General features: G+C 70.2%; 17 protein-coding genes. 14 read left to right on the plus strand and 3 right to left on the minus strand.

The annotated features are described in order from the left end of the window. The first annotated feature begins 14 nt into the window (after positions 1-14). The 9 genes from QNO09_RS31900 to QNO09_RS31940 all read left to right on the plus strand — a co-directional run bounded on the left by QNO09_RS31900 (position 15) and on the right by QNO09_RS31940 (position 11,895). Positions 15-1,931, plus strand: coding sequence for an ATP-binding protein (locus tag QNO09_RS31900; RefSeq protein ID WP_283973725.1), 1,917 nt, complete (start codon positions 15-17; stop codon positions 1,929-1,931). Further along, a complete protein-coding gene (locus QNO09_RS31905) occupies positions 1,928-2,878 on the plus strand; it encodes a hydroxymethylglutaryl-CoA lyase (protein ID WP_283973726.1) in 951 nt (316 codons plus the stop codon). Before QNO09_RS31900 ends, QNO09_RS31905 begins: the two co-directional genes overlap by 4 nt. Before the next feature lie 5 nt (positions 2,879-2,883). Continuing rightward, positions 2,884-4,044, plus strand: a complete 1,161-nt coding sequence (locus QNO09_RS31910) for an acyl-CoA dehydrogenase family protein (RefSeq protein WP_283973727.1) — start codon at positions 2,884-2,886, stop codon at positions 4,042-4,044. 748 nt (positions 4,045-4,792) lie between these two features. Further along, positions 4,793-5,836: an ABC transporter substrate-binding protein gene (locus tag QNO09_RS31915; protein WP_283973728.1), complete on the plus strand. Its 1,044-nt coding sequence runs from the start codon at positions 4,793-4,795 to the stop codon at positions 5,834-5,836. A gap of 34 nt (positions 5,837-5,870) precedes the next feature. Further along, positions 5,871-6,725: a siderophore-interacting protein gene (locus tag QNO09_RS31920; protein WP_283973729.1), complete on the plus strand. Its 855-nt coding sequence runs from the start codon at positions 5,871-5,873 to the stop codon at positions 6,723-6,725. Between the two features lie 158 nt (positions 6,726-6,883). After that, positions 6,884-8,326 carry a lysine decarboxylase DesA gene (gene desA, locus QNO09_RS31925; protein WP_283973730.1) on the plus strand — a complete coding sequence of 481 codons (1,443 nt, stop codon included), beginning with the start codon at positions 6,884-6,886 and terminating at the stop codon, positions 8,324-8,326. After that, positions 8,310-9,587: a lysine N(6)-hydroxylase/L-ornithine N(5)-oxygenase family protein gene (locus QNO09_RS31930; RefSeq protein WP_283973731.1), complete on the plus strand. Its 1,278-nt coding sequence runs from the start codon at positions 8,310-8,312 to the stop codon at positions 9,585-9,587. The genes desA and QNO09_RS31930 overlap by 17 nt, the downstream gene beginning before the upstream one ends. Beyond that, complete coding sequence (locus QNO09_RS31935) at positions 9,584-10,129, plus strand: GNAT family N-acetyltransferase (RefSeq protein WP_283973732.1); 546 nt, start codon at positions 9,584-9,586, stop codon at positions 10,127-10,129. Before QNO09_RS31930 ends, QNO09_RS31935 begins: the two co-directional genes overlap by 4 nt. Beyond that, positions 10,126-11,895 carry an IucA/IucC family protein gene (locus QNO09_RS31940; RefSeq protein WP_283973733.1) on the plus strand — a complete coding sequence of 590 codons (1,770 nt, stop codon included), beginning with the start codon at positions 10,126-10,128 and terminating at the stop codon, positions 11,893-11,895. Before QNO09_RS31935 ends, QNO09_RS31940 begins: the two co-directional genes overlap by 4 nt. 127 nt (positions 11,896-12,022) lie before the next feature. Here the strand turns inward: QNO09_RS31940 and QNO09_RS31945 are convergent, their stop codons facing one another. Beyond that, entirely contained in the window at positions 12,023-13,558 is a 1,536-nt protein-coding gene (locus QNO09_RS31945) for a beta-N-acetylhexosaminidase (protein ID WP_283973734.1), read from the minus strand. Between the two features lie 145 nt (positions 13,559-13,703). On the opposite strand from QNO09_RS31945, the gene QNO09_RS31950 reads away from it, so the two are divergent. The 3 genes from QNO09_RS31950 (at position 13,704) to glmS (ending at position 16,902) form a co-directional block, all read left to right on the plus strand. Beyond that, positions 13,704-14,588, plus strand: coding sequence for a DUF4429 domain-containing protein (locus QNO09_RS31950; protein ID WP_283973735.1), 885 nt, complete (start codon positions 13,704-13,706; stop codon positions 14,586-14,588). A 226-nt stretch (positions 14,589-14,814) separates the two neighbouring features. Further along, positions 14,815-15,072 (plus strand): hypothetical protein, encoded by a 258-nt coding sequence (locus QNO09_RS31955; protein ID WP_283973736.1) that lies wholly within the window; start codon positions 14,815-14,817, stop codon positions 15,070-15,072. Between the two features lie 12 nt (positions 15,073-15,084). Continuing rightward, complete coding sequence (glmS, locus tag QNO09_RS31960) at positions 15,085-16,902, plus strand: glutamine--fructose-6-phosphate transaminase (isomerizing) (protein WP_283973737.1); 1,818 nt, start codon at positions 15,085-15,087, stop codon at positions 16,900-16,902. A gap of 173 nt (positions 16,903-17,075) precedes the next feature. On the opposite strand, the gene QNO09_RS31965 is transcribed toward glmS, so the two are convergent. Continuing rightward, positions 17,076-17,636, minus strand: coding sequence for a GPR1/FUN34/YaaH family transporter (locus QNO09_RS31965; RefSeq protein WP_283973738.1), 561 nt, complete (start codon positions 17,634-17,636; stop codon positions 17,076-17,078). A gap of 113 nt (positions 17,637-17,749) precedes the next feature. After that, complete coding sequence (locus QNO09_RS31970; RefSeq protein ID WP_062927012.1) at positions 17,750-18,277, minus strand: universal stress protein; 528 nt, start codon at positions 18,275-18,277, stop codon at positions 17,750-17,752. 307 nt (positions 18,278-18,584) lie between these two features. Here QNO09_RS31970 and QNO09_RS31975 point away from each other — a divergent pair, with 307 nt between their 5' ends. Together QNO09_RS31975 and QNO09_RS31980 are read left to right on the plus strand one after the other, a co-directional pair. Beyond that, complete coding sequence (locus tag QNO09_RS31975; protein WP_283973739.1) at positions 18,585-18,917, plus strand: hypothetical protein; 333 nt, start codon at positions 18,585-18,587, stop codon at positions 18,915-18,917. Between the two features lie 377 nt (positions 18,918-19,294). Beyond that, a partial coding sequence (locus QNO09_RS31980) for a DJ-1/PfpI family protein (protein ID WP_283973740.1) occupies positions 19,295-20,029 on the plus strand: 735 nt, incomplete at its 3' end.

Genomic DNA, 20,029 nt, shown 5'->3' on the forward strand with positions numbered 1-20,029 from the left:
GGGGACGGACGACGATGTTCGAGACAGTGCTGGTGGCCAACCGGGGCGAGATCGCCGTACGGGTGATCCGTACGCTGCGGTCGATGGGCGTGCGCTCGGTGGCCGTCTTCTCCGACGCGGACGCCGACGCCCGGCACGTCCGCGAGGCGGACACGGCGGTGCGGATCGGCCCGGCCCCCGCGTCGATGAGCTACCTGTCGGTGGAGCGCCTCCTGGAGGCCGCGGCCCGCACGGGCGCGCAGGCCGTCCACCCGGGCTACGGCTTCCTCGCGGAGAACGCCGCCTTCGCGCGCGCCTGCGCCGAGGCCGGCCTGGTCTTCATCGGCCCTCCGGCGGACGCGATCGCCCTGATGGGCGACAAGATCCGCGCCAAGGAGACGGTCCAGGAGGCCGGGGTGCCGGTGGTGCCCGGCGGCCGGGACCCGGAGCTGGCCGAGGCGGCCCGTGCCCTGGGCGCCCCGGTGCTGCTCAAGCCCAGCGCGGGCGGCGGCGGCAAGGGCATGCGCCTGGTGCGGGACCTGACCCGCCTGGAGGAAGAGATCGCCTCGGCGCGCCGCGAGGCCCGCGCCTCCTTCGGCGACGACACCCTGCTGGTGGAGCGCTGGATCGACCGCCCCCGCCACATCGAGATCCAGGTCCTGGCCGACGGCCACGGCAACGTGGTGCACCTGGGCGAGCGCGAGTGCTCCCTCCAGCGTCGCCACCAGAAGATCATCGAGGAGGCGCCGAGCGTCCTCCTGACCGAGGAGACGCGCTCCGCGATGGGCGAGGCGGCGGTCCAGGCGGCCCGCTCCTGCGGCTACCGGGGCGCGGGCACGGTGGAGTTCATCGTCCCGGGCACCGACCCGTCGTCGTACTACTTCATGGAGATGAACACCCGCCTCCAGGTGGAGCACCCGGTCACGGAGCTGATCACCGGCCTGGACCTGGTCGAGTGGCAGCTGCGGGTCGCGGCCGGGGAGCCCCTGGGCTTCACCCAGGAGGATGTACGGCTGACGGGCCACGCGGTGGAGGCCCGGATCTGCGCCGAGGACCCGGCCCGCGGCTTCCTCCCCTCCGGCGGCACGGTGCTGCGGCTGCGCGAGCCCCAGGGCGACGGCATCCGCACCGACTCGGGCCTCACCGAGGGCACGGAGGTCGGCAGCCTCTACGACCCGATGCTCTCCAAGGTCATCGCGTACGGTCCCGACCGCGCCACCGCCCTGCGCAAGCTCCGCGCGGCCCTGGCGGAGACGGTCACGCTCGGCGTGCAGACCAACGCCGGTTTCCTGCGCCGCCTGCTGGCCCACCCGGCGGTGGTCTCCGGTGACATGGACACCGGGCTGGTCGAGCGCGAGGTGGAGGACCTGGTCACCGCGGACGTACCGGAGGAGGTGTACGAGGCGGCCGCGGCCGTACGCCTTGAGGCCCTGAAGCCCGAGCCGGGCGGCTGGACGGACCCCTTCTCGGTGCCGAGCGGCTGGCGCCTGGGCGGCGCCCTCAAGCCACCGGCGTTCCATCTGCGGGTGCAGGATCCGGTGGAGTACACCCCGCGCGGCACGGCCACGGTCAGCGACGACCGGGTCTCCGTCACGCTGGACGGCGTCCGGCACACCTTCCACCGCGCCGCCGACTGGCTCGGCCGCGACGGCGACGCCTGGCACGTCCGCGACCACGACCCGGTCGCCGCGTCCCTGACCCGGGCGGCGCAGGGGGGCGCCGACTCCCTCACCGCCCCGATGCCCGGCACGGTGACCGTCGTCAAGGTCGCCGTCGGCGACGAGGTGAGCGCGGGCCAGAGCCTGCTGGTGGTGGAGGCGATGAAGATGGAGCACGTCATCTCCGCCCCGCACGCCGGCAAGGTCACCGAGCTGGACGTGGCGCCCGGCACCACGGTCGCCATGGACCAGGTCCTGGCGGTCATCGCACCGAACGAGGAGGCGGCGGAATGACAGTTGCGGGACTCCCGATGGCCGTCCCCGCCGGGGACCTGCCCGCCCGCGTGCGCATCCACGAGGTGGGCGCGCGCGACGGCCTGCAGAACGAGAAGACGACCGTCCCCACCGAGATCAAGGCGGAGTTCATCCGCCGCCTGGCCGACGCGGGCCTGACGACGATCGAGGCGACGAGCTTCGTCCATCCCAAGTGGGTCCCTCAACTGGCCGACGCCGAGCAGCTGTTCCCTCAGGTCGCCGACCTCCCGGTGGCCCTCCCGGTCCTCGTCCCTAACGAGCGGGGCCTGGACCGCGCCCTGGCCCTGGGAGCCCGCCGGGTGGCGGTCTTCGCGAGCGCCACGGAGTCCTTCGCCAAGGCCAACCTCAACCGCACGGTGGACGAGGCCCTGGCGATGTTCGAACCGGTGGTGAGCCGGGCCAAGGCGGAGACGGTCCACGTCCGCGGCTATCTCTCCATGTGCTTCGGTGACCCGTGGGAGGGCCCGGTCCCGATCCCCCAGGTGGTGACGGTCTGCCGGGCCCTGAGGGACATGGGCTGCGACGAACTGAGCCTCGGCGACACGATCGGCGTGGCGACCCCGGGCCATGTGGTCGCGCTCCTCGCGGCCCTGGACGAGGCGGGAGTCCCGCCGTCCGCCCTCGGCGTCCACTTCCACGACACCTACGGCCAGGCCCTCGCCAACACCCTCGCCGCGCTCCAGCACGGCGTGACGACGGTCGACGCCTCCGCGGGCGGCCTGGGCGGTTGCCCGTACGCGAAGTCGGCGACGGGCAACCTCGCCACCGAAGACCTCGTGTGGATGCTGCGGGGCCTCGGCATCGACACCGGCATCGACCTCGGCCGCCTCGTCGCCACGAGCGCGTGGATGGCCGCCCAACTGGGCCGACCCAGCCCGTCCCGTACCGTCCGAGCCCTGTCCCACGAGGACACCGAGGAGCACTGATCACCATGGACTACCGTCTCTCCCCCGAGCTGGAGGAACTCCGCCGCACGGTCGAGGAGTTCGCACACGAGGTGGTGGCGCCGAAGATCGGCGACTTCTACGAGCGGCACGAGTTCCCGTACGAGATCGTCCGGGAGATGGGCCGCATGGGCCTGTTCGGCCTGCCGTTCCCGGAGGAGTACGGCGGCATGGGCGGCGACTACCTGGCCCTCGGCGTCGCCCTGGAGGAACTGGCACGTGTCGACTCCTCGGTCGCCATCACCCTCGAAGCCGGTGTCTCCCTCGGCGCGATGCCGATCCACCTCTACGGCACCGAGGCCCAGAAGCGGGAGTGGCTGCCCCGCCTGTGCTCGGGCGACGTCCTCGGCGCGTTCGGCCTGACGGAGCCCGACGGCGGCAGCGACGCGGGAGCGACCCGCACGACGGCCCGCCTGGACGAGTCGACGAACGAGTGGATCATCAACGGCACGAAGTGCTTCATCACCAACTCGGGCACGGACATCACGGGCCTGGTGACGGTCACGGCGGTCACGGGCCGCAAGCCCGACGGCCGCCCGCAGATCTCCTCGATCATCGTCCCCTCGGGCACCCCCGGCTTCACGGTCGCGGCCCCCTACTCCAAGGTCGGCTGGAACGCCTCGGACACCCGCGAGCTGTCCTTCACGGACGTCCGCGTCCCGGCGGCCAACCTCCTGGGCGAGGAGGGCCGCGGCTACGCCCAGTTCTTGCGCATCCTCGACGAGGGCCGCATCGCGATCGCCGCCCTGGCGACGGGCCTGGCGCAGGGCTGCGTCGACGAGTCCGTCAAGTACGCCAAGGAGCGCCACGCGTTCGGCAGGCCGATCGCCGAGAACCAGGCCATCCAGTTCAAGATCGCGGACATGGAGATGAAGGCCCACACGTCCCGCCTCGCCTGGCGCGACGCGGCGGCCCGCCTGGTGACCGGCGCCCCGTTCAAGAAGGAAGCGGCCCTGGCGAAGCTCCACTCGTCGACGGTGGCGGTGGACAACGCCCGCGAAGCCACCCAGATCCACGGCGGCTACGGCTTCATGAACGAGTACCCGGTCGCCCGCATGTGGCGCGACTCCAAGATCCTGGAGATCGGCGAGGGGACGAGCGAGGTACAGCGGATGCTGATCGCGCGGGAGATGGGGCTGGTGGGCTGACACCAGACGCTTCCACGGTTCGATGTACCGTCCGCGACGCCAGGTCATCGATGCCTTGGGCGACGCCCTCGGCCCGACCGACGACATCCGCGACGATCCGCCCGACACAGCAGTCGTCCGCTGACGTTGCCGTCAAACCGCGCTGATGGCCCCACCGGAATATTCCGGTGGGGCCATCAGATTCACCCTGCCGCCGCTGCGGCCTGCGGAGAACTCACCGACAGACCGCTATAGCCACGGCAAAGGCACCAGCCGTGGCGGCCCATACCCAGTCCGGACGCATACGCGTACCCACACCCCACCCCTTGGGCTCATCCGGGCAGACCCACCCCCGCCCGCTATGAACGTTGTAAGCGCAGACCAAATGTGGCCCGGGTAAAGCATGTCAACCTGGCCTTCCTTGGTACGCCAAGCCCGTGCCGGATCGCGGCGAGGAATTCACCCTGCGAGTGGCCCGTACCGACCTGGTTCGGGCCGTGACCGGCCGCCTCAAGCCGTAGCCGACGGGCATCAACCCGGCCTGGTCAAGCACGAGGACACGGAGCGAGGCCTCGGCGCGCTCGTGATTCGGATCACCGCGTCCACGGGAATCCCCTCCCGCCCCCTGGGCACACCCGAAGGCACCCCCGGGTACACCCCGGGCCCTCCTGGACACAAAACGAGGTTAGGCTAACCTAAGTCCCGTTCCAGCCAAGCGGCTTTCAGCCGTGCCCGCAGTGGCTCCGTACGTACGAAAGCAGACCCAGTCATGTCGAACGCCAGAACCGCCCGTTTCTCCCGCCGCGGCCTGCTCGCCGCCGGTGGTGCTCTCGGGCTCGGCGCCCTCGTGACCGCGTGTGGCAGTGAAGACTCCAAGGACGGCGGCTCGGACGCGAAGGGTGCCGCCACGTCCGGCCCCTGGTCCTTCAAGGACGACCGCGGCACGACCGTGAAGCTCGACAAGGTCCCCTCGAACATCGTCGCGTTCACCGGTGTCGCCGCCGCCCTGTACGACTACGGCATCGAGGTCAAGGGCGTCTTCGGGCCGACCAAGACCAAGGACGGCAAGGCCGACGTCCAGGCCGGCGACATGGACGTCAGCAAGCTGACCGTCTTCGGCAACAGGTTCGACCAGTTCAACGTCGAGCAGTACGCGGCCTTCCGGCCCGAGGTGCTCATCACCACGACCTTCGACGCCGCGGGCAGTCTCTGGTACGTCCCGGAGACCTCCAAGGACAAGATCGCCAAGCTCGCCCCGAGCGTCGCGATCTCGGTCTTCGACCGCCAGATGCCGAAGCCCCTGCAGCGCATGGCCGACCTCGCCGAGTCGCTCGGCGCCGACCTCGAGGCCGCGGAGGTCGTCGAGGCGAAGAAGCGATTCGAGGCCGCCTCCGAGCGGCTGCGCAAGGCCGCCAAGTCCCGCCCCGAGATCAAGGTGCTGGCCGGTTCCGCCTCGGACGCCATCTTCTACGTCTCCGGCTCGAACTTCTCCATCGACCTGGAGTACTTCAAGGCCCTCGGCGTGAACCTCGTCGAGCCGCCGGAGAAGGCCAAGGAGGCCAACGGCGGCTGGTTCGAGAACCTCAGCTGGGAGAACGTCGACAAGTACCCGGCGGACATCATCATGATGGACGACCGCGCCTCCACCATCCAGCCGGCCGACATCACCGAGGCCACCTGGAAGAAGCTGCCCGCGGTCAAGGCCGGCCAGGTCATCTCCCGTTCCCCCGAGCCGATCCTGTCGTACGACAAGTGCACGCCTCTGGTGGAGAACCTCGCCAAGGCCATCGAGTCGGCCAAGAAGGTCGCCTGACCCCCTCCCCCTTCCTGACCTCCAGGAGCCGCACGTGACCACCGCCGTAGCCGCCCCGTTCCGTTTCTTCTCCCTCCAGGTCGTGCGGACGAGGCGGCTCGGGCCGTCTCTGGTGCGGGTCACCTTCGCAGGGCCCGATCTGCACGCCTTCCATTCCGACGGGCAGGACCAGTCGCTGTCGCTGTTCCTGCCGCACCCGGGGCAGAGCGAGCCGGTCGTGCCGCTCGAACTCGGGGACGGATGGTGGCAGGGCTGGCGCGAACTCCCGGACGACGTACGGGCCGTGATGCGGTCGTACACCCTGCGCGGTCTGCGCCGGGACCCGGACGAGATCGACATCGACTTCGCCCTGCACGGCATCGGCGCGGACGCCTCCGTCCAGGCCGGCCCGGCCTCCCGCTGGGCCGCCCGGGCCGCCGCCGGGGACCGGGTGCTGCTGCTCGGCCCGGCCGTCGCCGACAACCGGGCGATCCGCTTCCGGCCGCCGCAGGACACCGACCTCGTGGTCGTCTGGGGCGACGAGACCGCCGTACCGGCCGCCTCGGCCATCGTCGAGGCACTGCCGGCCGGCACCCGCGCCCGGGTCTGGCTGGAGGTGCCGCACGCCGGTGACATCCAGGACCTGGTGACCGAGGCCGACGCCGAGATCACCTGGCTCGTGCGGGACGAGCGGAGCGCCGAGGGGCACCCGATGGCCCTCGACGTCCTCCGGGACGCCCCGTTGCCGCCCGCCGAGCGGCCGTACGTCTGGATCGCCGGTGAGTCCGGCTGTGTGAAGGAGCTGCGCCGGCACTTCGTGCGCGAGCGCGGCATCGACCGCCGCAGGGTGACGTTCGTCGGCTACTGGCGGCGTGGCGTGAGCGAGGAGCAGCTGCGGGCCGAGGCGTAGCCGCAGCCGGGCCAGGACCGTGGTGACACGAGTGACCACGGTCACGGCACACCAAGCTCCCACCTCGATCAACTTAGGTTAGGCTTACCTAAGTTCTGGACGCCGGAGACCAACCCACCCCGTCCCACACCGGACTGTCCCCACCGGAGGACCCCCACATGCGCTCGCACCTGCTCAATGACACCACCGCGGAGCAGTACCGCCGCTCCGTGACCGACGGAGTCGAGCGGGTGGCCGCCAAACTCGCCACCACCGACCGGCCGTTCACCGGCATCACCGTCGACGCCCTCTCCCCGCGCATCGACGGGATCGACCTCGACCGGCCGCTGCACGACACCACCGCGGTGCTCGACGAACTGGAGGACGTCTACCTCCGGGACGCGATCTACTTCCACCACCCCCGCTACCTGGCGCACCTCAACTGCCCGGTCGTCATCCCGGCCGTGCTCGGCGAGGCCGTCCTGTCCGCCGTGAACTCCTCGCTGGACACCTGGGACCAGTCGGCCGGCGGCACGCTCATCGAGCGGAAACTGATCGACTGGACGACCGGGCGGATCGGCCTCGGCCCGGCCGCCGACGGTGTGTTCACCTCGGGCGGCACCCAGTCCAACCTCCAGGCACTGCTGCTCGCCCGCGAGGAGGCCAAGACCGACACCCTGGCCACACTGCGCGTCTTCGCCTCCGAGGTCAGCCACTTCAGCGTGAAGAAGTCCGCGAAGCTGCTCGGGCTCGGCCAGGACGCCGTGGTCTCCATACCCGTCGACCACGACAAGCGCATGCAGACCGTCGCGCTCGCCCGCGAGCTGGAGCGCTGTACGAAGGACGGCCTCGTCCCCATGGCCGTCGTCGCCACCGCCGGCACCACCGACTTCGGCTCCATCGACCCGCTCCCCGAGATCGCCGAACTGTGCGAGCAGTTCGGCACCTGGATGCACGTCGACGCCGCCTACGGCTGCGGCCTGCTCGCCTCCCTGAAGCACCGGGACCGCATCAGCGGCATCGAGCGAGCCGACTCCGTCACCGTCGATTACCACAAGTCCTTCTTCCAGCCGGTGAGTTCCTCGGCCGTGCTGGTGCGGGACGCCGCCACGCTGCGCCACGCCACCTACCACGCCGAGTACCTCAACCCGCGCCGCATGGTGGAGGAGCGCATCCCCAACCAGGTGGACAAGTCCCTCCAGACGACCCGCCGCTTCGACGCCCTGAAGCTGTGGATGACCCTGCGGACCATGGGCGCCGACGGCATCGGGCAGCTCTTCGACGAGGTGTGCGACCTGGCCCAGGAGGGCTGGCGGCTGCTCACCGCCGACCCCCGCTTCGACGTCGTCGTCCGCCCCAGCCTGTCCACCCTGGTCTTCCGCCACATCCCGGCGGCCGTCACCGACCCCGCGGAGATCGACCGCGCCAACCTCTACGCCCGCAAGGCCCTGTTCGCCTCCGGTGACGCCATCGTCGCGGGCACCAAGGTCGGCGGCCGCCACTACCTGAAGTTCACCCTGCTCAACCCCGAGACGCGGGCCTCCGACATCGCCGCCGTCCTCGATCTGATCGCCGGCCACGCCGAGCAGTACCTGGGAGAGTCCCTTGACCGCGCGTCCTGAAAACCCGACCGGAGCCCATGACTTCGTGGGCATCGGGCTCGGCCCCTTCAATCTCGGCCTGGCCTGCCTCACCGAGCCCATCGACGAACTCGACGGCGTCTTCCTGGAGTCCAAGCCCGACTTCGAGTGGCACGCGGGCATGTTCCTGGACGGCGCCCACCTCCAGACCCCGTTCATGTCGGACCTGGTGACCCTCGCCGACCCGACCTCCCCGTACTCCTTCCTGAACTACCTGAAGGAGAAGGGCCGGCTCTACTCGTTCTACATCCGCGAGAACTTCTACCCGCTGCGCGTCGAGTACGACGACTACTGCCGCTGGGCCGCCGGAAAACTGAGCAACGTCCGCTTCGGCACGACGGTCACCGAGGTGACGTACGAGGACGAGCTCTACGTCGTGCGGACCACCGCCGGAGACACCTACCGGGCCCGTCACCTGGTCCTGGGCACCGGCACCCCGCCCTACATACCCGAGGCCTGCCAGGGCCTGGGCGGCGACTTCCTGCACAACTCCCGCTACCTGAGCCGCAAGGCGGAGCTCCAGAAGAAGGACTCCATCACGCTGGTCGGCTCGGGCCAGTCGGCCGCCGAGATCTACTACGACCTGCTCAGCGAGATCGACGTCCACGGCTATCGGCTGAACTGGGTCACCCGCTCCCCGCGCTTCTTCCCGCTGGAGTACACCAAGCTCACGCTGGAGATGACGTCCCCGGAGTACGTCGACTACTTCCGCGAGCTGCCCGAGGCGACCCGCTACCGTCTCACGGCCGAGCAGAAGGGCCTGTTCAAGGGCATCGACGGCGACCTCATCAACGAGATCTTCGACCTGCTCTACCAGAAGAACCTCGGTGGCCCGGTCCCCACCCGGCTGCTCACCAACTGCTCGCTGAACAGCGCCTGCCACGAGAACGGCACGTACACCCTGGGCTTTCGCCAGGAGGAGCAGGGCAAGGACTTCGAACTGGACTCGCAGGGCCTGGTCCTGGCCACCGGCTACCGGTACGCCGAGCCGGAGTTCCTGGCGCCCGTCAAGGACCGCCTGGTCTACGACTCGCAGGGCAACTTCGACGTCGCCCGCAACTACGCGATCGACGTCACCGGCCGGGGGATCTTCCTCCAGAACGCCGGCGTCCACACGCACAGCATCACCAGCCCCGACCTGGGCATGGGCCCCTACCGGAACGCGTACATCATCCGCGAGCTGCTCGGCAGCGAGTACTACCCGGTGGAGAAGACGATCGCGTTCCAGGAGTTCGCCGTATGAGCACCGGCATCGGAACGCTCACCGTCCGCCCCCTCGACCCCCTGAAGGACGCCGAGCTGCTGCACTCCTGGGTCACCCACCCCAAGGCGGCCTACTGGATGATGCAGGACGCGAGACTCCAGGACGTCGAGCGCGAGTACCTGCGGATCGCGGCACACGAGCACCACCACGCGTACCTCGGCCTGCACGAGGGCCGCCCGGCGTTCCTGATGGAGAGGTACGACCCCCGGTACGTCGAGCTGGTCGGGCTGTACGACCCGGAGCCCGGCGATGTCGGCATGCACTTCCTGGTCGCGCCGACCGACCGGCCGATCCACGGCTTCACCAAGGCCGTCATCACCGCCGTGATGGACGAGCTGTTCGCCGACCCGCGCACCCGCCGGGTCGTGGTGGAGCCCGACGTGAGCAACAAGGCAGTCCACGCGCTGAACGAGGCCGTCGGCTTCGTGGCCGAGCGCGAGATCGACAAGCCGGAGAAGCGCGCGCTGCTGAGCTTCTGCACGCGTGAGCAGTTCCTGGCCGCCCGAGGAGTAGCCGTATGACCCTGTCCGACGCCGTAGCGCATCTGTCCCCCCACCGCTGGGCGCGGGCCAACCGCCTCCTGATCCGCAAAGCGCTCGCCGAGTTCGCGCACGAGCGGCTGATCACCCCCGAGAAGGACGGGGAGCGGTACGTCGTCCGCAGCGACGACGGCCTGACGAGCTACCGCTTCTCCGCGGACCGTCGCGCCCTGGACCACTGGCAGGTCGACGCCGAGTCCATCACCCGGCACCGGGACGGCACCGAACTCCCGCCGGCCGCCCTGGACTTCTTCATCGAACTGCAGAAGTCCCTGGGACTGAGCGAGGAGATCCTGCCGGTCTACCTGGAGGAGATCTCCTCCACCCTCTCCGGCACCTGCTACAAGCTCACCAAGCCGGAGACCACGGCGGCCGAGCTGGCGCGCGGCGACTTCCAGACCATCGAGACCTCGATGACCGAGGGCCACCCCTGCTTCGTCGCCAACAACGGGCGGCTGGGCTTCGGCGTCCACGAGTACCTGTCGTACGCGCCGGAGACGGCGAGCCCGGTCCGCCTGGTGTGGCTGGCCGCGCACAGGTCACGGGCCGCGTTCACGGCCGGTGTCGGCATCGAGTACGAGTCCTTCCTGCGTGAGGAGCTGGGCGCGGAGACGGTCGAGCGCTTCCACGGCGTCCTGCGCGACCAGGATCTGGACCCGGCCGACTACCTGTTCATCCCGGTCCACCCGTGGCAGTGGTGGAACAAGCTGACCGTCACCTTCGCCGCCGAGGTGGCCCGCAAGCACCTCGTGTGCCTGGGCGAGGGCGACGACGAGTACCTGGCCCAGCAGTCCATCCGGACCTTCTTCAACCGGACGAGCCCACAGAAGCACTACGTCAAAACGGCTCTGTCGGTCATCAACATGGGCTTCATGCGCGGTCTGTCGGCGACCTACATGGAGGCCACCCCGGCGATCAACGACTGGCTGGCCCAGCTGATCGAGGGCGACCCGGTGCTGAAGTCCACGGGTCTGTCGATCATCCGGGAGCGCGCGGCGGTCGGTTACCGGCACCTGGAGTACGAGCAGGCGACGGACCGCTACTCGCCGTACCGCAAGATGCTCGCCGCGCTGTGGCGGGAGAGCCCGGTGCCCTCCCTCCAGGAGGGCGAGTCCCTGGCCACCATGGCGGCCCTGGTCCATGTCGACCACCAGGGGTCGTCCGTCGCGGGCGCGCTCATCGAACGGTCGGGCCTCACCCCGAAGGAGTGGCTGCGCCGCTATCTCCAGGCCTACTTCACGCCCCTCCTGCACAGCTTCTACGCCTACGACCTGGTGTTCATGCCGCACGGCGAGAACGTCATCCTGGTGCTGAAGGACGGGGTCGTGCGGCGCGCGATCTACAAGGACATCGCCGAGGAGATCGCGGTCATGGACCCGGACGCGGTGCTGCCGCCGACGGTGGAGCGGCTGCGGGTGGAGGTCCCGGAGGACAAGAAGCTCCTGTCGATCTTCACGGACGTCTTCGACTGCTTCTTCCGCTTCCTCGCGGCGAACCTCGCCACGGAGGGCCTCCTGGAGGAGGACGACTTCTGGCGCACGGTCGCGGAGGTCACCCGTGCGTACCAGGAGTCGAAGCCGGAACTCGCCGACAGGTTCCGGCAGTACGACATGTTCGCCCCCGAGTTCGCCCTGTCCTGCCTCAACCGCCTGCAACTCCGCAACAACGAACAGATGGTCGACCTGTCGGACCCGTCGGGCGCCCTCCAGCTGGTCGGCACCCTGAAGAACCCGATCGCGGGGTTCTGACCCACAGACGGACGGGCACCCCGGAGTACGGTCCTCCGGGGTGCCGGTCTTTTCAGGGGCGCGGGGCTGTGTCGATGTGCGGCTGGGCCGCGTGGGCGCGACGAGCCCCCACGCAACCGCGGACGAGTCACCGACCGGCGCAACCCCACGGCACCTGCGGCGACCGATACCACTCGATGCCCAGGGCGTTCCACCGCTCAGCCTGCGCGGCAAGCCGCACCTTGTACCGCTCCCAGTCATGCGTGCCGGCCGGCGACCACCCCAGCTCGGCGACGCCCGGCAACCGCGGGAACGCCATGTGCTCGATGTGCCCGGAGTCCTCGATGGTCTCCGTCCACAGCGGCGCCTCGACCCCCCGTACGGCACCCGCGGGCACCCCCGGCAGATACGCACCCGGATCCCAGTCGTAGGACCGCTTCACCTCGACGTACCCCGCCCAGGAGAGCCCCAGCGGCGTGTCCTTGGTGTACTTCATGTCGAGATAGACCCGGTCGGCCGGAGACAGAATGAGCCCCGTCCCGCTCTGCGCGGCCTGCACCACCTGCGCCTTCTCCTCGGCACCGGTGCTGTCCAGCCCCCAGTACTGGGCGAGAGCCCCCTTCGCCGGGGTCGCCCCGGTCAGCTGGTGCCAGCCGACGACCGTCTTGCCGTACTTCGCGACGATCGGCTGCACCCGGTCCATGAACGTCACGTAGTCCTCATGGCTGGTGGAGTGCGCCTCGTCGCCCCCGATGTGGAGGTACCTGCCCGGGGTGAGCGCGGCGAGTTCCCGGATCACGTCGTCCACGAAGTCGTACGTGATCTCCTTGCCGACGCACAGCGAGCTGAAGCCGACCTCGATGCCGGTGTAGAGCGGGGGCGCCACCCCGTCGCAGTTGAGTTCGGCGTAGGAGGCGAGGGCCGCGTTGGTGTGGCCGGGCATGTCGATCTCGGGCACGACCTCCAGGTGGCGGGAGGCGGCGTACCGCACGATCTCCTTGTAGTCGGCCTTGGTGTAGAAGCCGCCGGGACCGCCGCCGACCTGTGTGGAGCCGCCGTAGGTCGCCAGGCGGGGCCAGGAGTCGACGGCGATGCGCCAGCCCTGGTCGTCGCTGAGGTGCAGATGCAGCTTGTTGATCTTGTAGAGGGCGAGCTGGTCGATGTAGCGCTTGACCTGGTCGACGGTGAAGAAGTGGCGTGAGACGTCGAGCATGGCGCCGCGCCAGCCGTAGCGCGGGGTGTCCGTGATGGTGCCGCCCGCGACGAGCCAGGGGCCGGGCCGGGCGGAGTCCTTCTCGACGGACGCGGGGAGCAGCTGGCGCAGGGTCTGCACGCCGTGGAAGAGGCCGGCGGGCCGGGCGGCGGTGATCGTGACGCCGCCCCGGCCGCTGTCGAGCCGGTACCCCTCGGCGCCGAAGGGGCCGTCGGCGAGCCGCAGGCGGATGCCACCGGCACCATGGGACGTGACGGGGAGGCGGTAGCCGGTCGAGGGGCGCAGGATCCCCGCGAGGTACGCGCCGACGCCGCGCGTCTCACGGGAGCCGTCGACGCGGATGTGGGTACCGCGGGTGATCCGGTAAGGGGATCCGCCCGGGGCGACGGAGGCGGGCGCGGGCACCACCCGGTCGAGCGGGGTGGGCGATGCCTCCGGGGCGGGAGCCGCCCCGGTCACCGAGGCGGCCATCGCGACCAGCAGCAGGGAAGCGAGAAGGCGAAACGTTCTGTGGGGCTTGCTACGGCCATGTCTCACAAGCGTGTCCCTTCACGAGCCGTTGCGCTCCAAGAGGTCTGGACCACTCTCTCGTGAGACGGGTGGAACAATCCACCCCATGGCGGAAATCATCCAGAGGGACGGCACGTGGGCCTTCGACGGGGACGCGTTGCGGCTGACTCCCGGACGGGACAAGAACGTCAGCGTGTTACGCAAGGAGCTGGGTGAACTGGTCGTGCCTCTGGGGGCGTTGGCCGGTATCTCCTTCGAGCAGGGCAAGAAGGCGGGGCGGCTCAGGCTGCGGCTGCGCCACGGCGCCGACCCCCTGCTGCTCGCCACCGGCGGCCGGCTCACCGAGCCCCACGATCCGTACCAGCTGACCGTCGAGTCCGACCGCTACGGCGTCGCCGAGTACGTCGCGGACGAGGTCCGCAACGCCCTGCTCCTCGACCAGGTTCCCGCCGAGCCGGTCGACGCGTACCTGCTGCCCGGCCCCGCCGTGCCGCTCTCGGTCTCCGCCGGGGACGGCACCGCGAGCTTCGACGGCGAGCGCATACGCCTGGAGTGGAACTGGAAGACGGAGGACGCCAAGGCCGCCGCCGGCGCCCGCACCCTCGCGCTCGCCGACATCACGGCCGTGGAGTGGCACCCGGCGGCCGGCCTGGAGAACGGCCATCTGCGTTTCACCGTGCGGCACGCGCCCACCAAGACCCCGCCCAAGTACGACCCCAACGCGGTGGAGTTGTGGGGGTTCAAGAAGGACCCGCTGATGGCGCTGGTCGCGACGGCGGTCCAGGCCAGGCTTCCGCACCCGGCCCGGGCCGCCGCCACCCACCCGGTGGACCCGCGACCGGAGCTGCCCCCTCCTCCGGTCGCGTCCGCCGAGGACGACCACGACGCCCTGCTGCGCCGCCTGCGCGAGCTCGGTGAGCTGCACCGCACCGGCGTGCTGACGGACGAGGAGTTCACCCTGGCCAAGCAGGCGGTCCTCAAGCGGATGTGACACCCCGGGCGGCCGGGGGCGCTGCTTCGCCCGGCGCGCCACCGTGAAGTGGTCGACCTGGTCGCCGGCCCCGGCGATGCCGCGCACCACCGACGTGGCGTGGACGCGTCACGGACACGCCCTCATGGCACGCGTTCAACGCTCCCCTGAAGGCTCACCACGGATGTCTGCCCGAAACCGGGCAGATTTCTTGCGAAATCGGCGCCGGTACCCCAGGATCTAGCGAGTGCACGACGAACTCGTTGATCACCTGACGCGGTCCACGCCCCTCAACCGGGGCGAGGCGCTGCGCGTGATCCAGGACGTGCTCGCCTACTTCGACGAGACGACCGAGGAGTACGTCCGTCGCCGCCACCGCGAGCTCCAGGCCCAGGGCCTGGTCAACGCGGCGATCTTCGAGCGGATCGAGGCGGATCTCACATACCGCGCGGTGGCCCCGCCGGAGCTCTCGCTCCGGCAGCTGCGGCGCATCGTCTACGGCTAGGAATACGTATACATGTGCGGAATCGTCGGTTACATCGGGAAGCGTGACGTCGCGCCCCTGCTCCTGGAGGGCCTCCAGCGCCTGGAGTACCGCGGCTACGACTCCGCGGGCCTCGTCGTCACCACCCCTTCGAGCGGCCGCCTGAAGATGGTCAAGGCCAAGGGCCGCGTGCGCGACCTGGAGGCCAAGGTCCCGGCCCGCTTCAAGGGCACGACCGGCATCGCCCACACCCGCTGGGCCACGCACGGCGCCCCGTCCGACGTGAACGCCCACCCGCACCTGGACGCCGAGGGCAAGGTCGCCGTCGTCCACAACGGCATCATCGACAACGCCTCCGACCTGCGCCGCAAGCTGGAGGCGGACGGCGTCGAGTTCCTCTCCGAGACCGACACCGAGGTCCTCGTCCACCTCATCGCCCGCTCGCAGGCGAGCAAGCTGGAGGACAAGGTCCGCGAGACCCTCCGGCTGATCGAGGGCACGTACGGCATCGCCGTCATGCACGCCGACTTCCCCGACCGCATCGTCGTCGCCCGCAACGGCTCCCCGGTCGTGCTCGGCATCGGCGAGAAGGAGATGTTCGTCGCCTCGGACATCGCCGCCCTGGTCGCCCACACCCGCCAGATCGTCACCCTGGACGACGGCGAGATGGCGACCCTGAAGGCCGACGACTTCCGCACGTACACCACCGAGGGCACCCGCACCACCGCCGAGCCCACCACCGTCGAGTGGGAGGCCGCCTCCTACGACATGGGCGGCCACGACACCTATATGCACAAGGAGATCCACGAGCAGGCCGACGCCGTGGACCGCGTGCTGCGCGGCCGCATCGACGACCGCTTCTCCACCGTGCACCTGGGCGGCCTCAATCTGGACGCCCGCGAGGCCCGGCGGATCCGCCGCGTGAAGATCCTCGGCTGCGGCACCTCGTACCACGCGGGCCTGATCGGCGCCCAGATGATCGAGGAGCTGGCCCGCATCCCCGCCGACGCCGAGCCCGCCTCGGAGTTCCGCTACCGCAACGCGGTCGTCGACCCGGACACCCTCTACGTCGCGGTCTCCCAGTCCGGCGAGACCTACGACGTGCTGGCCGCCGTGCAGGAGCTCAAGCGCAAGGGCGCCCGCGTCCTGGGCGTGGTGAACGTGGTCGGCTCGGCGATCGCCCGCGAGGCGGACGGCGGCATCTACGTGCACGCCGGCCCCGAGGTCTGCGTCGTCTCCACCAAGTGCTTCACCAACACCACCGTCGCCTTCGCCCTCCTCGCCCTCCACCTGGGCCGCACCCGCGACCTGTCGGTCCGCGACGGCAAGCGGATCATCGAGGGCCTGCGCAGGCTGCCCGCGCAGATCGCCGAGATCATGAAGCACGAGGACGACGTCAAGAAGCTGGCCCTGCAGTTCGCCGAGGCCCGCTCGATGCTCTTCATCGGCCGCGTCCGGGGCTACCCCGTGGCCCGCGAGGCCTCGCTGAAGCTCAAGGAGGTCTCCTACATCCACGCCGAGGCCTACCCGGCGTCCGAGCTCAAGCACGGCCCGCTCGCCCTGATCGAGCCCGCCCTGCCGACGGTCGCGATCGTGCCGGACGACGACCTGCTGGAGAAGAACCGCGCGGCCATGGAGGAGATCAAGGCCCGCAGCGGCCGAATCCTCGCGGTGGCCCACCAGCACCAGGAGAAGGCCGACGAGACGATCGTCGTCCCGAAGAACGAGGACGAGCTGGACCCGATCCTGCTGGGCATCCCGCTCCAACTCCTCGCCTACCACACGGCGTTGGCCCTGGGCAGGGACATCGACAAGCCCCGCAACCTGGCGAAGTCGGTGACGGTGGAGTAGCGCCCCTTCAGGGGCGCGGGGCTGTATCGATGTGCGGCTTCGCCGCGTGAGCGCGAGCAACCCCGCACCCCCGCAGAGGCCGGACAAGGAGAACGGACCCCCACGTGATGTCACCCATCACGGAGGGTCCGTCTCCGTCGCCGGGGAGCCGCCCAACTCCCCGGCCGGCGCGGCTAACCGGTGGCCGTCACTCCCCGGCCGGCAGCGCGTCGCGGGAGCGCCGTCGGCCAGTGCGCCAGTGCCGCGGTCGCCGCGTACCAGGCCACCGCCCCGGCGGCGACGGCGAACCAGCCCGAGACCTTGGCGAGCCCGTCGTTCTCCGCGAACGCAGCGACCGCGAGCAGCAGCAGCGACACGGAGAACAGTCCGTGTACGCCCCGCCCGAGCTGATCCCCGCCGGCCAGTGTGAGAGACAGCGCCACCAGGGCGAACAACAGCAGGAACAGCCCTGCCCCGTTGCCGGCTGCGACCTCGGACACGGCCCAGGTGAACCACAGCGCGCCGAGCACCGAGAACGCCGTACCACCGGCGGCGTCGCCCTCGCGCAGGGCCACCATCCCGGCGAGGAACAGGGCGACTCCGCCCACGTACTGGGCGATTGAGGTGGCGTCAGCGGCTGACACGCCGTCGATCACGGCGGTGTTCCCCAGCCCGAAGGCCAACAGGGTGATTCCGAGGGCGAGTCGACCGGCCACGGTCGTGATTCCACTTCCCGCGGAGACGTCTTTGTCCACGGCGGGCTCCCTTCGTGCATGTGCAGTTGTGCGGTGTTCCGTATATGCCCTTCACAAGGGCACAAACACCTCTGCGCGCGAGGAGATTCGCGCGGCGCGAAGGGAGTTGAAGCTCAGGGGATGACGATGACGGGCCGCTGCGCCCGCTTGGCGAGCCGCCCGGCGACCGAGCCGAAGATGCGGCCCACGAGGCCGTGGGTGGACCCGACGACGATCGCGTCGGCCTCGTACTCCCGGCCGACCTCTTCGAGTTCGTGGCAGATGTCACCGCCGCGCTCCACGAGGATCCAGGGCACCTCGGCGAGATAGTCCGCACAGGCCAGCTCCAGGCCGAGCACCTCGGTGCGGTGGTCCGGCACGTCCACGAAGACGGGCGGCTCACAGCCGGCCCACACCGTGGTCGGCAGCCGGTTGGCGACGTGGACGATGATCAGGCCCGAACCGGAGCGATGGGCCATGCCGATCGCGTACGCCAGGGCGCGCTCACTGGACGTGGAGCCGTCGAAGCCGACGACGACCCCGTGCTTGAAGGCGGGGTCGCAGGAATGGCGTGGCTCTTCCGCCGCCAGGGGCTCGGCCGCCGTGGGATCGGCGACGGGCCGCTTACGGTCCGCTGGTTCGAAGAATTCATGACCGGCCATGGCTGTCTCGGCGTTGTGATCCTTATACGGGAGGGACAACAGTGTGCGGCGGAGCTGTGTCCGGGAATGGTCTTCCCAACCCCATACCCTCAAGGGTACGGCGGCACGCCTCCTTAGCCCAGATCCCGCTCACGGTGCGTGCGGGTTCCAGGGAGCATGCATGAGGCACCGCCCGTAACGCAATGGTTGCTGCGCTGTACAGGCGGTTTGCACGGGATTCAACTGCCCGTTGCGGTGATCGGGACAGCCAGTGACCGACGCCCCCGCCGCGCGTTGAACCCGGTGAGTCACGCCACAGGGAGCCCGCATGTCCGCACCACGCCCCGCCGCCGAGGCGGACCGCGCGACCCCGCCGCCGCGGGACACCGCGACGGATGTGGTTCGCTGGGCCGCCTTCAGTTGCCTGCTCGTCCCGGTGGTACTCCTCGCCTACGGCGCCTCTCCGGCCGGAGCCGCCGGCACCACCCTCGGGCTCGCGGCGGTCACGGGCGCCTGCCGGGTCCTGCTGCGCCAGTCGGAACGCGGCGCGGCCCGGCTCGCCGCCGAGGACCGGGCACCCCACCGGGGCCGGCGCCACCGCACCGGGACGGGGTCGCACCGCGGCGGACGGCACACCGGAGGAGATACACCGGTCGGCTGACCGGTTTCCGCGCACGCGCACGGTGCTTTTCAGCCAACTTCCCGTACCTGTGCATCTGCGGGTCCCACCACCCCCCAACCCCCGTTCGACCTGCACGGAAAGGGCCTCAGGGGGTCAGCGCACCCTACGTGGATTGGCCACCGCGACAAGGCGCACTTCCCTGCACGCCCCACGAGTGCAACGCTTCGTGATCGAATGCTTCACGCCAAGTTGCCAAGTCGACAATGTGCCGAGTGCCGAACCGGCCACTTCGGCGCAACGGGACACAGTAGATTCGATCTTGACTGTCTACGGCGGGGGACTCGTGCAGGACCGAGGGGAAACGTGCAGGAGCGACACAACCGAGGAGCCGCGACCACCGAGGGGGGCTTAGCAGTATGAGCCACGACTCCACTGCCGCGCCGGAAGCCGCGGCCCGGAAGCTTTCCGGGCGACGCCGCAAGGAGATCGTCGCGGTGCTGCTGTTCAGCGGCGGCCCCATTTTCGAGAGTTCCATACCACTGTCGGTGTTCGGGGTTGACCGCCAGGACGCCGGCGTACCGCGCTACCGCTTGCTGGTGTGCGGGGGCGAGGACGGTCCGCTACGGACCACCGGAGGACTCGAACTCACCGCACCACATGGCCTGGAAGCGATCTCACGCGCGGGCACGGTCGTCGTACCGGCCTGGCGTTCGATCACTTCTCCGCCACCGGAGGAGGCGCTCGACGCGCTGCGCCGTGCCCACGAGGAGGGCGCCCGCATCGTCGGACTGTGCACCGGCGCCTTCGTCCTCGCGGCGGCCGGCCTGCTGGACGGCCGCCCCGCGACGACACACTGGATGTACGCACCGACACTGGCCAAGCGCTATCCGTCGGTGCACGTGGACCCGCGTGAGCTGTTCGTCGACGACGGCGACGTGCTGACGTCGGCGGGCACCGCCGCGGGCATCGACCTGTGCCTGCACATCGTGCGCACGGACCACGGCAACGAGGCGGCCGGGGCCCTGGCCAGGCGGCTCGTCGTGCCGCCGCGCCGCAGCGGCGGGCAGGAGCGCTACCTCGACCGGTCTTTACCCGAGGAGATCGGCGCCGACCCGCTCGCCGAGGTCGTCGCCTGGGCGCTGGAGCACCTC

Origin of the sequence: Streptomyces sp. 378 (genome assembly GCF_030124145.1) — a bacterium.
Classification (GTDB): Bacteria; Actinomycetota; Actinomycetes; order Streptomycetales; family Streptomycetaceae; genus Streptomyces.

What these genes read in the sequence shown, in the direction of transcription:
- QNO09_RS31900 (WP_283973725.1), top strand. Translation starts at nt 15, where the DNA reads ATGTTCGAGACAGTGCTGGTGGCCAACCGGGGCGAGATCGCCGTACGG.
- QNO09_RS31905 (WP_283973726.1), top strand. Translation starts at nt 1,928, where the DNA reads ATGACAGTTGCGGGACTCCCGATGGCCGTCCCCGCCGGGGACCTGCCC.
- QNO09_RS31910 (WP_283973727.1), top strand. Translation starts at nt 2,884, where the DNA reads ATGGACTACCGTCTCTCCCCCGAGCTGGAGGAACTCCGCCGCACGGTC.
- QNO09_RS31915 (WP_283973728.1), top strand. Translation starts at nt 4,793, where the DNA reads ATGTCGAACGCCAGAACCGCCCGTTTCTCCCGCCGCGGCCTGCTCGCC.
- desA (WP_283973730.1), top strand. Translation starts at nt 6,884, where the DNA reads ATGCGCTCGCACCTGCTCAATGACACCACCGCGGAGCAGTACCGCCGC.
- QNO09_RS31935 (WP_283973732.1), top strand. Translation starts at nt 9,584, where the DNA reads ATGAGCACCGGCATCGGAACGCTCACCGTCCGCCCCCTCGACCCCCTG.
- QNO09_RS31940 (WP_283973733.1), top strand. Translation starts at nt 10,126, where the DNA reads ATGACCCTGTCCGACGCCGTAGCGCATCTGTCCCCCCACCGCTGGGCG.
- QNO09_RS31945 (WP_283973734.1), bottom strand. Translation starts at nt 13,558, where the DNA reads ATGGCCGCCTCGGTGACCGGGGCGGCTCCCGCCCCGGAGGCATCGCCC.
- QNO09_RS31950 (WP_283973735.1), top strand. Translation starts at nt 13,704, where the DNA reads ATGGCGGAAATCATCCAGAGGGACGGCACGTGGGCCTTCGACGGGGAC.
- glmS (WP_283973737.1), top strand. Translation starts at nt 15,085, where the DNA reads ATGTGCGGAATCGTCGGTTACATCGGGAAGCGTGACGTCGCGCCCCTG.
- QNO09_RS31970 (WP_062927012.1), bottom strand. Translation starts at nt 18,277, where the DNA reads ATGGCCGGTCATGAATTCTTCGAACCAGCGGACCGTAAGCGGCCCGTC.
- QNO09_RS31975 (WP_283973739.1), top strand. Translation starts at nt 18,585, where the DNA reads ATGTCCGCACCACGCCCCGCCGCCGAGGCGGACCGCGCGACCCCGCCG.